This window comes from Leisingera caerulea DSM 24564, assembly GCF_000473325.1.
GTDB classification, from domain to species: Bacteria; Pseudomonadota; Alphaproteobacteria; order Rhodobacterales; family Rhodobacteraceae; genus Leisingera; species Leisingera caerulea.
Map to the genome: position 1 here is coordinate 25,466 of NZ_AXBI01000011.1, position 12,471 is coordinate 37,936.

Annotated in this window: 14 protein-coding genes; 9 read left to right on the forward strand and 5 right to left on the reverse strand. The window is 66.8% G+C overall.

The features are described from left to right. Positions 1–4: 4 nt before the first annotated feature. Complete coding sequence (locus tag CAER_RS0101540) at positions 5–451, forward strand: hypothetical protein (RefSeq protein ID WP_027233749.1); 447 nt, start codon at positions 5–7, stop codon at positions 449–451. 49 nt (positions 452–500) lie between these two features. Here the strand turns inward: CAER_RS0101540 and CAER_RS0101545 are convergent, their stop codons facing one another. Together CAER_RS0101545 and CAER_RS0101550 are read right to left on the reverse strand one after the other, a co-directional pair. Then, positions 501–1,553: a sodium:calcium antiporter gene (locus CAER_RS0101545; RefSeq protein WP_027233750.1), complete on the reverse strand. Its 1,053-nt coding sequence runs from the start codon at positions 1,551–1,553 to the stop codon at positions 501–503. Between the two features lie 11 nt (positions 1,554–1,564). Then, positions 1,565–2,407 (reverse strand): universal stress protein, encoded by an 843-nt coding sequence (locus CAER_RS0101550; RefSeq protein WP_027233751.1) that lies wholly within the window; start codon positions 2,405–2,407, stop codon positions 1,565–1,567. Between the two features lie 239 nt (positions 2,408–2,646). Between CAER_RS0101550 and CAER_RS0101555 the strand changes: the two genes are divergently transcribed. Both CAER_RS0101555 and CAER_RS0101560 read left to right on the forward strand, forming a co-directional pair. Beyond that, complete coding sequence (locus CAER_RS0101555) at positions 2,647–3,201, forward strand: Hsp20/alpha crystallin family protein (protein ID WP_027233752.1); 555 nt, start codon at positions 2,647–2,649, stop codon at positions 3,199–3,201. A gap of 55 nt (positions 3,202–3,256) precedes the next feature. After that, positions 3,257–3,673, forward strand: a complete 417-nt coding sequence (locus CAER_RS0101560) for a CBS domain-containing protein (RefSeq protein WP_027233753.1) — start codon at positions 3,257–3,259, stop codon at positions 3,671–3,673. Here the strand turns inward: CAER_RS0101560 and CAER_RS0101565 are convergent. Both CAER_RS0101565 and CAER_RS27200 read right to left on the reverse strand, forming a co-directional pair. Beyond that, the gene (locus CAER_RS0101565; protein ID WP_027233754.1) at positions 3,670–4,422 is read right to left on the reverse strand and encodes a Crp/Fnr family transcriptional regulator; all 753 of its coding nucleotides are present in this window, start codon (positions 4,420–4,422) and stop codon (positions 3,670–3,672) included. The two genes, CAER_RS0101560 and CAER_RS0101565, sit on opposite strands and share 4 nt — an antisense overlap. Before the next feature lie 150 nt (positions 4,423–4,572). After that, on the reverse strand, positions 4,573–5,397 hold the full coding sequence (locus CAER_RS27200; protein WP_036796743.1) for a class II glutamine amidotransferase: 825 nt from the start codon (positions 5,395–5,397) through the stop codon (positions 4,573–4,575). Positions 5,398–5,518: 121 nt separating this feature from the next. Here CAER_RS27200 and CAER_RS0101575 point away from each other — a divergent pair, with 121 nt between their 5' ends. Both CAER_RS0101575 and CAER_RS0101580 read left to right on the forward strand, forming a co-directional pair. Next, positions 5,519–6,904: a preATP grasp domain-containing protein gene (locus tag CAER_RS0101575; RefSeq protein ID WP_027233755.1), complete on the forward strand. Its 1,386-nt coding sequence runs from the start codon at positions 5,519–5,521 to the stop codon at positions 6,902–6,904. A gap of 134 nt (positions 6,905–7,038) precedes the next feature. Beyond that, positions 7,039–7,464 carry a DUF2267 domain-containing protein gene (locus CAER_RS0101580; protein ID WP_027233756.1) on the forward strand — a complete coding sequence of 142 codons (426 nt, stop codon included), beginning with the start codon at positions 7,039–7,041 and terminating at the stop codon, positions 7,462–7,464. Between the two features lie 72 nt (positions 7,465–7,536). Here the strand turns inward: CAER_RS0101580 and CAER_RS0101585 are convergent, their stop codons facing one another. After that, a complete protein-coding gene (locus CAER_RS0101585; protein ID WP_027233757.1) occupies positions 7,537–8,064 on the reverse strand; it encodes a universal stress protein in 528 nt (175 codons plus the stop codon). A 501-nt stretch (positions 8,065–8,565) separates the two neighbouring features. Between CAER_RS0101585 and CAER_RS27205 the strand changes: the two genes are divergently transcribed. The 4 genes from CAER_RS27205 to CAER_RS0101605 are packed head-to-tail and all read left to right on the forward strand — an operon-like array spanning position 8,566 to position 12,429. Continuing rightward, positions 8,566–9,822 (forward strand): sulfite oxidase, encoded by a 1,257-nt coding sequence (locus tag CAER_RS27205; RefSeq protein ID WP_051357637.1) that lies wholly within the window; start codon positions 8,566–8,568, stop codon positions 9,820–9,822. Further along, a complete protein-coding gene (locus tag CAER_RS27210; RefSeq protein ID WP_036796746.1) occupies positions 9,822–10,163 on the forward strand; it encodes a hypothetical protein in 342 nt (113 codons plus the stop codon). Before CAER_RS27205 ends, CAER_RS27210 begins: the two co-directional genes overlap by 1 nt. A gap of 28 nt (positions 10,164–10,191) precedes the next feature. Further along, positions 10,192–11,022 carry a universal stress protein gene (locus tag CAER_RS0101600; protein WP_027233758.1) on the forward strand — a complete coding sequence of 277 codons (831 nt, stop codon included), beginning with the start codon at positions 10,192–10,194 and terminating at the stop codon, positions 11,020–11,022. A gap of 24 nt (positions 11,023–11,046) precedes the next feature. Beyond that, the gene (locus tag CAER_RS0101605) at positions 11,047–12,429 is read left to right on the forward strand and encodes an MBL fold metallo-hydrolase (protein ID WP_027233759.1); all 1,383 of its coding nucleotides are present in this window, start codon (positions 11,047–11,049) and stop codon (positions 12,427–12,429) included. Positions 12,430–12,471 lie beyond the last annotated feature (42 nt).

Below are 12,471 nucleotides of genomic sequence, written 5' to 3' on the forward strand. Positions count from 1 at the left end.
ACAGATGCCAGAAAAATCGACATACAAAAGTGCGGGGATTTTTGCGGAAGCGCTGAAGCCGTGGCAAAGCGCGATGCAGTTCAACCCGATGTACAAGCCGCAAGTGGAGCAATTCTGGAACGTTCAGGAGAAGCTCCTGGATGAAGCGGAAGTGTTCGCGCGCCATTGGTTCGAGCGCCGGCATGAGGCGGCGCGGACCGCCCTGGACACGGCCCGGACGATAGCATCGGACGGCTCCGGGGCGCCGGTTTCGGTGGCCGAAGCCTTTGCGGAATGGCAGCGCCATTCGGCAGAGCGTATTGCCGAGGACGGCCAGGAATGGCTTGGCATGATGTCCCGCTGCGCCCGCTACATGAGCGATACCGAAGCGGACGCGGTGGAAGAGACCATCGGCGAAGCGGTGAAGATGACCAAGAAGGCCACCAAGACCGCGCAGTCCGATCCGGTCTGAGCCGGACCCGCGCAAACTGCGTCCCGCAAGGCGGCGGGGCGCGGCGCGGTCAGCCGATGCGGTACAGCGCGGCAATCGAGCTGAAGTAGACCGCGAGCACGAGCCAGGAATCGAGGCCCGCGCCCAGAACCCTCGGCGTGCGGCGGATCAGCAGCCCCGCGACATAGATCGCCGTGACCAGTATCCCGGTGGCAATGCTGAGCTGGGCGCCGGTGGTGGCGTGGTCCAGGATCGGCCCGCCCCGGTAGGCGATGTCGGCCGGCAGCAGCAGAGCCAGCATGATCAGGTTGCTGCCGAAAATGTTGGAAATCGCCATCGTGTAGGCGCCGATGCGGGCGGCGGCCAGCGTTGTGCTGAGTTCCGGCAACGAGGTTGCGGCGGCCAGCAAAGTCACCCCGATAAAAGACGCGCCCAGCTGCGTCCGCTCCGCCAGCAGATCGGCGCTGATCGCCAGCGCCGCGCCGGCCGCCACGATCAGCAGGCTGTATCCCGCGGAGCGCAGCAGCAGCACGCGGTTGCTGGCAGCGTCCGGCGCGCGCAGGTGGGCGCGCAGCGTCTTGCGGCGCTCCTGTTCGTCCGGCAGGTCGACTGGCGCCCAGGTGGTTTTGCGGTCGAAGGCGCGCAGCAGATAGATCACCAGCGGAAATCCGGCCGCCAGCAGGATGGCGCCCAGCCCGATCCCCGGGCCCAGGTCGAGGTCGCCCAGAAAGGTGACGCACAGCAGGACGCTCAGCAAAGCGATCAGCAGCACCGCCAGCAGGGCATGGTTGGGCTTGCGCGGCCAGGAGGTCAGCGCGTAGCGCACCGCAAAGATGTCGGCGACCGCCAAGATGGCAGTCTGCATGGTGATGCCGCCGAACATGTTGCCCAGCACCAGCTGGGCATTGCCCACCTGCGCCGCGGTGACGGTGGTGACGATTTCCGGCAGTTCGGTGACGGTGGCGAGGAACAGCAGCCCGACGAATTCCTTGGCCAGCCCGTAACGCTCCGAGAGTTCATCCCCGGCCATCGCCAGCCGGGTGCCCGCAAACCACACCACCAGCGCCGCGGCGGCGAACACTGCGGCAAGTCCGTAGACAGGCAGGGCATCCGGGCCGGGCATGAGGGCCGCGGTCAGCCGGACATCAGCACCGGGATCCGGGCCTCCCGCAGCACGTGTTCGGAGGCATCGCCGAAGATCAGCCGGTGCAGCCTGGAGTGGCCGTAGCCGCCCATGATCACCAGATCGCACTGCTGGCTGGCGGCCTCCATCAGGATGCGGATGCCTGGCGGTTGTTCGGTGTCCTGGATCTGGCGGACCTCTGCCGTGACCCCGTGGCGGGACAGCACGCGGGCGATTTCAAGGCCTTCGGTGTCGAACTCCGCCGAGCGGTGATGCGGCTCCTGGACGGTGACGATCTCAGCAAATCCGGCGCGCTGCAGGAAGGGCAGGCCGTCGTGCAGGGCACGGGCCGACTCGCGGCTGCCGTTCCAGGCGGTCAGGATGCGGGTGCCGACCGGCTTGCCGCCCCAGTCATCCGGCAGCAGCAGCACCGGGCGGCCGCTGTTCACGACCAGCTCCTTTTGGAATCCGGCCTGATCGAAGCGTTCCTGCTGCCGGTCGGGCAGCAGCGCCAGGATCAGATCGGAGCGGGTGGCCGATTCCAGCAGCTCGTCCGCGGCGTCCGGCGAGCGGGCCGCGCGCGAGCGCCATTCCGCCGTGCAGCCGGCCGTGTCCGCCGCCGCCTGGAACAGCTTCTCGATCTTCTGGTCCTCTTCGGCGACGCGCCGGTTGAAGTCGCCCAGCACGATTTCATCGGCAGCGATTGCGATGCCGGAGTAGGGCACCAGCGCTTCGCGCGTGTGCAGGCCGGTCAGATGGGCGTCGAATTGCTGCGCCAGCCCGCAGGCCGCCGGCAGCAGGCGGCTCGCGGAAAACTCCGAAGTCAGGCAGGCAAGAATGGTCTTGTAACTCATGGCTTGTAACTCACGGCTTGGGTGTCCCTTCCCGGATGCGGATGCCTGCAGCGGTACCGGCGCCGCGGGCCTGACTATGAGATATAGCAGATCGCCCGGGTGTCAGGGGTTGATGCCGGTCAACCCGTGCAGGGCGCGGCCGGCTGCCGGGCGCTTTAACGCTGGTTAATGCGCGAACCGGAGGTCTGGCGGAGTCTGGTGGGGACAGCGACTCATGAATTTCCGAAGGAACCCGGATGATGACCGACAAACAGGACCCGAAACACACCGAGCCGGATGCCAGCCAGGACACCGGGGTTGCCGAGCGCACCTGGGGACCGCTTTGGAACATCCGGGACGAGATCGACGATCTGCTGGAGGACCTGAACGCCGGCAGTTTCTTTGCGCCGCTGCGCCGCCGCAGAAAGGGGCAGGGGCGCCGGATCAGCGGGGCGCTGCCTGAGTTCACCTGGAAAGTGCCGGTGCTGGATGTGATCGACAAGGAGGACGAGCTGAAGCTGAGCGCCGAGCTGCCCGGCCTGACCGAGGACGACATGGACCTGCGGGTGAGCGACAGTATGTTGACCCTGCGCGGCGAAAAGAAGGAAGACCGCGAGGAGGGGGACAAGGAGGGCGACTATTACCTGAGCGAACGGCGGTTCGGCGCGTTCGAGCGCAGCGTGCGGATCCCGGAGGGCATCGACCGCAGCAAGATCGAAGCCACCTTCAAGAACGGGGTTCTGACCGTGCGCCTGCCGAAGACGCCGGAAGCCCGTACCCCGGCGCAGAAAATTGATGTGAAACCGGCCTCCTGACGGTTCGGGCGCAGGTGACGGGCAGGCTGCCGGCGGCAGGGAAAGGAGAGGCCCAATGCTTGTAGAAGAGATCATGTCGGTGCCCGCACGGTTTGCCCGCCGGGAGGACAGCGTGGCCAGCGCTGCGGAGCAGATGCGCAGCCTGGGGATCGGCGTGCTGCCGGTAGTCGATGACGGCGAGGTTGTCGGCGTTGTCACCGATCGGGATCTAGCCCTGGTGCTGGCCGGGCAGGACGGTTTGCTGAAGGGGCTGTCGATTGCCGCCGTGATGAATGACGGGGTGATCTGCTGCCGGGCGGAAGACAGCATCGAAGCCGCGGCGGCGCTGATGGGGGATCACCAGGTCCGCCGCCTGCCGGTGCTGGATGATGCGGGACGGCTGGCCGGGCTCTTGTCGGTGACGGACATCGCCGTCCATGCCTCGGAACAGCTGGCCGGTGAGGCCCTGGGCGAGATCGCCGAATACCGTTAGTCCGGCAGCGGCGTGATTTCGGCTGCCAGCCGCTCCGGCTCCACCCCGGCGATGTCCGACAGGGTGCCAAGATCGGTGATCCGGATGTCCATGTGATCGGCGGTTTCGACCAGTCCGTTCCTGACAAAGCGGCGCAGGGTCCGGCAGACGTGGACGGCGGTCAGGCCGGTGAAATCGCCGATGTGCCTTTGGGTGAGCGGCAGGTGAAAGGCGCAATTTTCCGACAGGCCCAGCGGTTTCAGCCGCAGGCACAGCTCGATCAGCGCATAGGCGATGCGGCTTTCGGCGCTGCCGCGCCCCAGGCGCAGCATGCGTTCCGACAGCCGGGCGCGTTCGGCAGCCTGAACGTGTTCATTTGCCCGCGCCAGACGCGGCGATTCCGCCAGCATCCGATGCCAGACCGCCAGCGGAATGACCGAAATCAGCGCCTCCGTGACCGCCTCGATGTTGAGCCCGGCCGTTTTGCCGTCGGCCGAGGTGGGATCCGCGATATCGCCCGGCAGCATGAAATCAATCAGCTGCACTTCGCCGTTCAGAGAGGATTTCGAGGTGGCCAGCCAGCCGTCGATCACAACGATGACCTTGCAGTTGTGCTCGCCGTCATGCAGCAGGATCTTATTCGCCGGGACGCGCTGGACGTTTCGGCGGAAACTGTTGAGCGCGGTGTCGCGGCTGTCAAACTCCATCGCGCCAACCCTCAGGCTGGTCACGTTGGTGTATTGTATCGGGATTGCGCCTTGGCTGGTCACTGATACTTTCCCTGCAAGAAATGCCAGTAGGGATCCTGATCCGCATACTGTACCGCACAATGACCGGCGGTAGAGTGATATGGCCCCGCGGTGCAAGTGACACGATACTGGCGCAAAGCGATTCTGTCGACCGGACGCGGCGCCGCGGCCTTAGCCCGGCTGCGGGAGCGGCCGCATCTGCAGCCGGAAGTCCGCCGTTGCCTGGAACACCACACCGTTGGGCACCTCCTGCCAGGGCTCGTCAAAGGTGACGGGTTCGGAGGCGACCTCAACTGACCTGTAATCCGTGTTATGTTTATGTTTGACATGCGTCTCGCCGCAGACGGTGCAGATGTGCAGATGGTCGCGGCGCAGGTGGAACAGGGAACGGTTGAGCCGTGCGCCCACCAGGTGCGGCCCGTCGGTCAGCACGATGTTGAGGCCCGGCGGGCGGGACGGGTCGATCTCTGCGCACCAGGCGGTAATCTGGATGAGGGCGTCGTGCACGGTGTCCAGCAGCCCCTTTTCGGGGTGGCGCAGGAACAGGCTGAGCAGGTAGCGGAACACATGCTCGCTGTCGGTCTGGCCGTGAATTCCGGACCGGTGCAACGGATCCATCCCGTCCAGCAGCCGGAACCGGATCTGCTCAAAATTCGGAATGGTGCCGTTATGCGCGAAGATCCAGCGCCCGTAATGGAACGGATGGGTGTTTTCGACGCTGGTGGCGCCGACCGTTGCGCGGCGGACATGGGCAACCGCCGTGCGGCCATAGACCCGCGCGGCGGCCTTGGCGAAATGTTCGCCGTGATAGGCTGCCCAGACCTGCTTTTCGATGACCGGAACGCCGTCGGGGTAATCCGCAACCCCCCAGCCGTGGCCGTGCATCATGCCTTCCATGTCGCCCTGGCTTTGCGCCATCAGCGCATTCTGAGCCTTCACCAGGCCGCATTCGACGCGGGTCGGCTCATTGGCGTGCATGGCATAGAGGCGGCACATATTTTTTCCGGTCAGGTCGGGCCAGGGAATACTGTGATACTATTCCCGGCAAGCCTAGCCGTAAAGAAGGGGGGCAGTTTTGAACCCGTCTCAAACCCGGGATGCGCGGGGCGGGCCGGCCGTGGATGCGATTGCAGACAGGCTGGCCCGGGATGAGCCCGCGCTGAGAACCTCGCGCGATCTGTGGCCGGGCGTGCAGCAGGGCACCGGCAGCGGCGCGTCCCTGTTCATCGGGGATCAGGTGGGAATTGCCCTGTTCACACCCGAAATGGCCGGGACCCGCGACTATCGCATGGCGCTGCTTGCCAAACCCGGCGACGCGGTTGTGGTGCGGCAGCGCAGCCCGGACTTTGAGGCCTATCTGGCCGAATATCTTGGCATCCGCCAGGTCCGGTTTCTGCAAGCGCAGGGCGCCGATCCGGCGCCGGTGGCCAAGCAGTGCCGCACCAGCCCGGCGCTGTTTGCGCCGTTGCTGGAGCTGCTGCGGGCGGCAGGGTCGCTGACATTGCACGGCTATCTGGTGACCGGTCATCTGTGGCAGCTGGCGCAGGCGCTGGCCGCCGCTGCCGGGCTGCCGGTCTATGTTGCGGGCCCCTCGCCGCGGATGTCGCGCCGGGTCAATGACAAGCTGTGGTTCTGGGACGTTGCGCGGGAGATCGCCGGGCCGGAGTCGGTGCCGCCCACCGCCTTTGCCTTTGGCCCGGCGGCGGCGGCCGGGCAGATGGCCCGCCTGGTGCGGGTTTCCGGGCAAGCCGTGGTCAAGGTGCCGGACAGCGCGGGGGCGGCCGGGAATATCCGGTTCAGCGCGGCGCAGCTTGAAGGGCTTGGCACTGCGGCGCTGTGCGGCCAGCTGGAACAGCGGCTGCGGGCCGCAGGATGGGAGGGCGGGTATCCGGTGCTGGTGGGGGTGTGGGAAAGCGGGGTGGAAAAAAGCCCGTCGGTGCAGATGTGGCTGCCGCACGCCAGCGAGGGGCCGCCGGAAATCCTGGGGCTGTTCGAGCAGCGCGTGCAGGGGCGCGAGGGCAAGTTCGCCGGGGCGCGGTATGCCAGCCTGACGCGCGAAACCGAGGAAACGCTGGCGGCGGACGCCATGCGCCTTGGCGCCATGTTCCAAAAGGCCGGCTATTTCGGGCCCTGTTCGCTGGATGCGGTGCTGCGGAGGCTACCCTCAGGCGCGGAACAGATTCACTGGATCGAATGCAACGGGCGCTGGAGCGGCGTGTCGATCCCGCTTGCCGCTGCAACCGGGCTGATGGGACGGCAGCCGGAGGGGATCGTCATCGTGCAGCAAAACCTTGAGAGTGAGGCGCCCCTGGGCATTCCCCGGCAGTGCGGCATCCTGGGGGACCTTCTGTTCCGGCGCGGCCAGTCATCCGAAGGAGTGATCCTGCTCTCACCGCCGCATCCGCTGCGCGCCTCGCTCAACGCGGCGGCCGTTGCCGCCGGCCAGGCGCGGGCAGAGGCCCTTATGGAGGCGGCTTTCGAGCGGATCAGCGCAGCAGTGTAAAAGCGCAGACCAGCCGGGCCGCGTGCTGCTGCCCGCAGTCCGGCACCCGTTCCGGGAGGCATTGACACCCATCAATGCGGCGCGGCCCGGTTTGGCCGATCCTGAACCGGCAATCTTTAGCTGGAGGGAGAATTATGGCGACCACGGGCATCAAGACTCTTGATCATGCGCCGCAGGTTTTTGCCGAATGGCTGAACCAGCTTTGCGACGACCTCGGCTGGCCGGATAAATCCAGGGCCTATCTGCTGCTGCACGAAACACTGCATGCCATTCGCGATTTCCTGTCCGTTGACGAAGCCGCCGACCTGGCGGCCCAGCTTCCTGTGCTGGTCCGGGGCGTGTTCTATGCCGGCTGGGACCCGTCCAAGACACCGGCGAAACCCCGCAGCAAGAAGGATCTGCTGGCCCGCATCGAAGCGCGGTTTGACAAGGATCCGCTGGACGACCCCGAACGCGCCGTGGCTGCGGTGTTCGATCTGTTGCGCCGCCATGTTTCGAAAGGGGAGTTCGATCAGGTCAAAAACGCGATGCGCAAGCCGATCCGGGACCTTTGGGACTAGGCGGCGGCACCTGGAAAAAGACGGCCCGCGGGCGCGCCCTGACGCCGGTGCCTTTGCCCTTCCGGTGCCGGGTTATTGGGTGACAACCACTGTGCAGGCCGCGTGGTGCAGGACCTTCTGGGACACGCTTCCCATCAGGATTTCGCGCACCTGACCCAGCCCGCGCCTGCCGATGACGATCATCCCTGCATTTTCGAGTTCGGCGGTTTTCAGAATACCGTCCGCGTAATCGCCCGCAGACAGGTGCGTGACCACGTCCTGCGCGCCGGCATCCTTGGCTCGGTGCTCTGCCCAATTGAGGATTGTCTCGCCGATGGCCAGAATCGCGTTTGCCTTTTCGCGCTCTTCGGTGGCGCTGGCGAACAGCCCCAGGAAGTTCGCGGGCTGGCCGCGGGGGGTAAGGTCCTGGGCTGCCGCCACTTGTTCATACAGCTGCTCGGACCTGGCGAGCTGCATCATTTCCGCGGCCGGCCGCCCGTGCAGGTAAACGTGAACGATGCTGAGGCCGCGCCCAAGCTTGTTGGACAATTCCGCCGCGCAATCCACCGCGCGGTTGCCTGATGCCGATCCGTCAGTGGCAACGAGAATTCTTTCAGTCATGGCCTGCTTCCTGTCATGGTGGGGTGTGCCGGGAAGTTTAGCCAGGCAAGGGCCCGGCCGCATTGCCTGGCGTTAATAACGCGAGGGTGGCTCAAAGTGCCGGTATGCGCTTGGCACCGGCCGATGCCTGGCAGATCCGATCCAGGGCTTTCAGCTGCCGGGCAGCCGCAGGGACGCAACTGGCGCCAGCGGTTCTGACGCCGGTCCGGATCTGCAGGAAAACAGCCCGGCCGCCGGGCAACTGCGCTTGCCGTGTTGAACCAGCGTGCCGCGGTGCTGACTGCCGGGGGGCCGTGCCCCGCCCCTTAACCGCAGTCAATGCGCCGGGTGCAGGCGCATGGTCAAATGGCTGCATTCAATTCCGGCGGCGGCACCCAAACGCGGCTGCCGCTTGCCGGAGGCTGCCGCGAGGACTGACCGGTGCTGCCCCGTGACCCGTCCTGCATGCCTTTGGTGCACGGCGGCCCGGCGGGCAGCACCGCGAGTAAAGGGAATGCAACCATGGCATCGAAAGACAAGCTGAAACCCGCAGCCGCGGACACGGAGGCTGACATGGGATCCGGCCGCCGCCGGTTCCTGAAAACCGCAGGCTTGGCCAGCCTGGGCGCCGCCGCAGGCATGGCGGTGCCGTTTCACCGGAATCTGCCGCACGGGTTCTTTCCCGCCGCGATGGCCAGCGAGAACGGCCTGGCGGGCAAAGACGGGCTGACGCTGCTGAACGACCGGCCGCTGAACGCCGAGACCCCGCCGGAGCTGCTGGACGATCCCATCACGCCAACGGCGCGGCACTTCATCCGCAACAACGGAATTGCCCCCGATGACACCAGCGCGGAGGGCTGGACGCTGACGGTGGACGGGTTCGCGGACAGCCCGCAGGAGCTTTCCATAGCCGATCTCAGGGACCGCTTTGAAGTGGTCACCCTGGCGCTGACGCTGGAATGCGGCGGCAACGGGCGGGCCTTTTTCGACCCGCCCGCCAGCGGCAACCAGTGGACCTATGGCGCCGTGGCCTGTTCGGAGTGGACCGGGGTGCGGCTGCGCGACGTGCTGGAGGCTGCCGGGGTTCAGGACAACGTGGTCTATACCGCGCATTACGGCGCGGACGAGCATCTGTCGGGGGATCCGGACAAGCTGCCGATCTCGCGCGGGCTGCCGATTGCCAAGGCGCTAACGGATACGGTGCTGATCGCCTTTCAGATGAACGGCGCCGATCTGCACCCGATGAACGGCGCGCCGCTGCGGCTGGTGGTGCCGGGCTGGCCCGGCTCCTGCTCGCAGAAATGGCTGACCCGGATCGAACTGCGCGACCAGGTGCATGACGGGCCGAAGATGACCGGCACCTCCTATCGCGTTCCTGAATATCCGGTGGCACCGGGCGACGACGTCCCCAAGGAGGATTTCCGCATCATCGAGCGGATGCCGGTGAAATCCCTGATCACTTTCCCCGCCAACGGCGCTGCGTCCGGCATGGAAACCGAGGTGCGCGGCCACGCCTGGTCCGGCGACCGCACGGTGGACCGGCTGGACGTCTCTTATGACTTCGGGGCCAGCTGGCAGGCGGCGAAACTCGACCCGCCCGCCAACGACGGCGCCTGGCAGAACTGGCGCACAACGGTGCGCTTCCCGGTGGCCGGCTATTACGAGATCTGGGCCCGCGCCACCGACAGCGAGGGGGAGATGCAGCGGTTCGCCATCGACTGGAACCCCAAGGGGTATCTGAACAACCGGATGCACCGCGTCGGCCTGCGGGCCGGCTGATGCCGGGGCAAAGCGCATCCCGCAGCGCGGCCCGCCCGGTACGCCTGTGGCTGGCTGCCGCCTGCGCGCTTGCGGCGGTTCCGGGCGCCGCGGAAGAGGGGGAGTTCGGCCAGCTGGTCGTGGCGGAGGGGGCGGAGGAGACCTTTTACGCCTGCACCGCCTGCCATTCTGAGATGATCGTCGCCCAGCAGGGCAAGACCCGCGAAGGCTGGGCGGATCTGCTGGACTGGATGACCGAGGAGCAGGGCATGGCCGAACTGGACCCTGCCGAGCGCGACGTCATCCTCGATTACCTCGCCGCGCATTACAACACCGACCGGCCGAACTTCCCGCGCCGGTGAGACAGATATCACAGCAAGGAGTTTTGCTATGACACTCAAGTCCCTGGCGGTTGCGCTGTTTTCGGCAGAAGACGCGCAGCGGCTCATGCCCTTTGCCGCGGACACGGCCAGCCGCAGCGGCGCCCATCTGACCGGCGTGATGCCTGTCGAAGCGCAGGTGCCCTTTGCCGGGACCGAGGGCGGACTGGTCAGCTATGGCGCGGCCTATGTGCCGGAATGGCAGCAGGAGGAGGCAGAGGCCGCGGCCAAAACCTTTGAGGCGGCTGCGGCGGGGCGCGATTTCCCGTATGATCTGAGGCAGCAGCCGCTGGGCAGCCAAAGCGCCGAGGATTTCCTGCTGGACAACGTGGCTGCCGCAGATCTGGTGATCGCGGGGCAATGCCCGCCGGAGGGCGCCAGATACAGCCAGCGCCAGCTGCAGGAGCAGCTGATCCGCCGCTCGGGCCGCCCGGTGCTGATCGTTCCCGAAGGCTGGGACCCGGCGCCTGTCGGCGCGCATATCCTGATCGGCTGGAGCAACACCCGCGAGGCCAGGCGCGCCGCCCATGACGCCCGTGCCCTGGCGCAGCCGGGCGCCACCCTGTCCATCCTTCACATCGGCGACGGCAGCGACGGGCTGGCCTGCCGCGAGGACATGGCGGCCGCCTTTGACCGGCACGGCCACCCGGTGACGCTGATCAACCGCGAACGCACCGCCCAGGACACCGGGACCATGCTGCTGAAGGTGGCGGTGGAATGCGGCGCCGACATGCTGGCCGCCGGTGCCTTCGGGCATTCCTGGGCCTATGATTTCGTGATCGGCGCCGCCACCCGCGAGCTGCTGGCGCATGCGAAACTGCCGGTCCTGTTCTCCAGGTAAGCCCCGGCAAATCAGGAGATCGCCATGCCGCCGCCAAGCAGTCCCAGGCTGCGTTTCCTAGGGGCCACCGGTACGGTCACCGGCTCCCGCTACCTGATTGAGGCCGGACAGCAGCGGGTGCTGGTCGATTGCGGGCTGTACCAGGGGTACAAGCAGCTGAGGCGGCGCAACCGCAAGCCGTTCCCGGTGCGCCCCGGTTCGATCACCGCCATTCTGCTGACCCATGCCCATCTGGATCATTCCGGCTATTTGCCGGCGCTGATCCGGTCGGGCTGCCGGGCGCCGGTCTATTGCACACCGCCCACCCGCGACCTGTGCGGGCTGCTGCTGCGCGACAGCGGCCGCCTGCAGGAGGAGGAGGCCCAGCATGCCCGGCGCAAGGGCTACTCCCGGCACAAGCGCCCGAACCCGCTGTACACTGAACAGGACGCCCGCGCCGCCCTGCGCCGGTTCAAGACGCATCCCTTCGGGGTGCCGCTGGATCTTGGCGGCGGCCTGAGCGCCGAGTTCATCCGCGCGGGCCATTTGCTGGGCGCCGCGCAGATCCGGATCACCGTCGGCGGCAGGACGGTGCATTTCAGCGGCGACCTGGGCCAGGACCGCGACCCGCTGATGCCGCCGCCGGAACCCTTTGCCGGGGCCGATGTGCTGGTCTGCGAGTCGACCTACGGCGACCGCCTGCACCCGGCCGTGGCCCCCGAGGATGAGCTGGCGGGCATCCTGGCCCCGTTCCTGAAGCAAAAAGGCATTGTGCTGATCCCCGCCTTTGCGGTCGGGCGCGCCCAGGGCATCACCTACCACCTGTCGCGGCTGATGGCGGCGGGCCGCATTCCGCGGGTTCCGGTGTACCTCGACAGCCCGATGGCGTCGGATGCCACCGATATCTATATCCGCCACTGCGCCGAGCACCGCATCCCCTGGCAGGACTGCGCCGCCGTCTTCCAGCTGCCGGCCCGGACCAATTCGGTGGCCGAGTCCAGAGAGCTGAACACGCTGGAAGGACCGATGGTTATCCTGTCGGCCAGCGGCATGATCACCGGCGGGCGCATTTTGCATCACGTGGTGAACTTCGGCGGCAGCCTGCGCACCATGATCGTGCTGTCGGGCTATCAGGCGGGCGGCACCCGCGGCGCCTCGCTGGCGGCGGGAGAGCGGCGGCTGCGCATCTTCGGCAAGGACCACGTGATCCGCGCAAGGGTTGCGCAGCTGGAAACATTATCAGGCCACGCCGATGCCGATGAGCTGCTCCGGTGGATGGCAGCCGGCCCTGCGCCTGAGATGACTTACCTCACGCACGGCGAACCGGAAGCTGCCGAGATGCTGCGGCGGCGGCTTTGGCATGAATTGGGCCGCCCGTCCCGGGTGCCCGAGCATTTGGAATCCATCCGTATTGATACCCCGTCATGACCCGGGCGCGCGCCGGATGCCGCCAGTTGGCACGCGTCAGTC

Bases quoted from the DNA above. Each gene is read 5' to 3' on its own strand.
- CAER_RS0101550 (WP_027233751.1), bottom strand. From the start codon at position 2,407: ATGAGTTACAAGACCATTCTTGCCTGCCTGACTTCGGAGTTTTCCGCG.
- CAER_RS0101540 (WP_027233749.1), top strand. From the start codon at position 5: ATGCCAGAAAAATCGACATACAAAAGTGCGGGGATTTTTGCGGAAGCG.
- CAER_RS0101605 (WP_027233759.1), top strand. From the start codon at position 11,047: ATGCCGCCGCCAAGCAGTCCCAGGCTGCGTTTCCTAGGGGCCACCGGT.
- CAER_RS0101600 (WP_027233758.1), top strand. From the start codon at position 10,192: ATGACACTCAAGTCCCTGGCGGTTGCGCTGTTTTCGGCAGAAGACGCG.
- CAER_RS0101555 (WP_027233752.1), top strand. From the start codon at position 2,647: ATGACCGACAAACAGGACCCGAAACACACCGAGCCGGATGCCAGCCAG.
- CAER_RS27200 (WP_036796743.1), bottom strand. From the start codon at position 5,397: ATGTGCCGCCTCTATGCCATGCACGCCAATGAGCCGACCCGCGTCGAA.
- CAER_RS27205 (WP_051357637.1), top strand. From the start codon at position 8,566: ATGGCATCGAAAGACAAGCTGAAACCCGCAGCCGCGGACACGGAGGCT.
- CAER_RS0101580 (WP_027233756.1), top strand. From the start codon at position 7,039: ATGGCGACCACGGGCATCAAGACTCTTGATCATGCGCCGCAGGTTTTT.
- CAER_RS0101545 (WP_027233750.1), bottom strand. From the start codon at position 1,553: ATGCCCGGCCCGGATGCCCTGCCTGTCTACGGACTTGCCGCAGTGTTC.
- CAER_RS0101560 (WP_027233753.1), top strand. From the start codon at position 3,257: ATGCTTGTAGAAGAGATCATGTCGGTGCCCGCACGGTTTGCCCGCCGG.
- CAER_RS0101585 (WP_027233757.1), bottom strand. From the start codon at position 8,064: ATGACTGAAAGAATTCTCGTTGCCACTGACGGATCGGCATCAGGCAAC.
- CAER_RS27210 (WP_036796746.1), top strand. From the start codon at position 9,822: ATGCCGGGGCAAAGCGCATCCCGCAGCGCGGCCCGCCCGGTACGCCTG.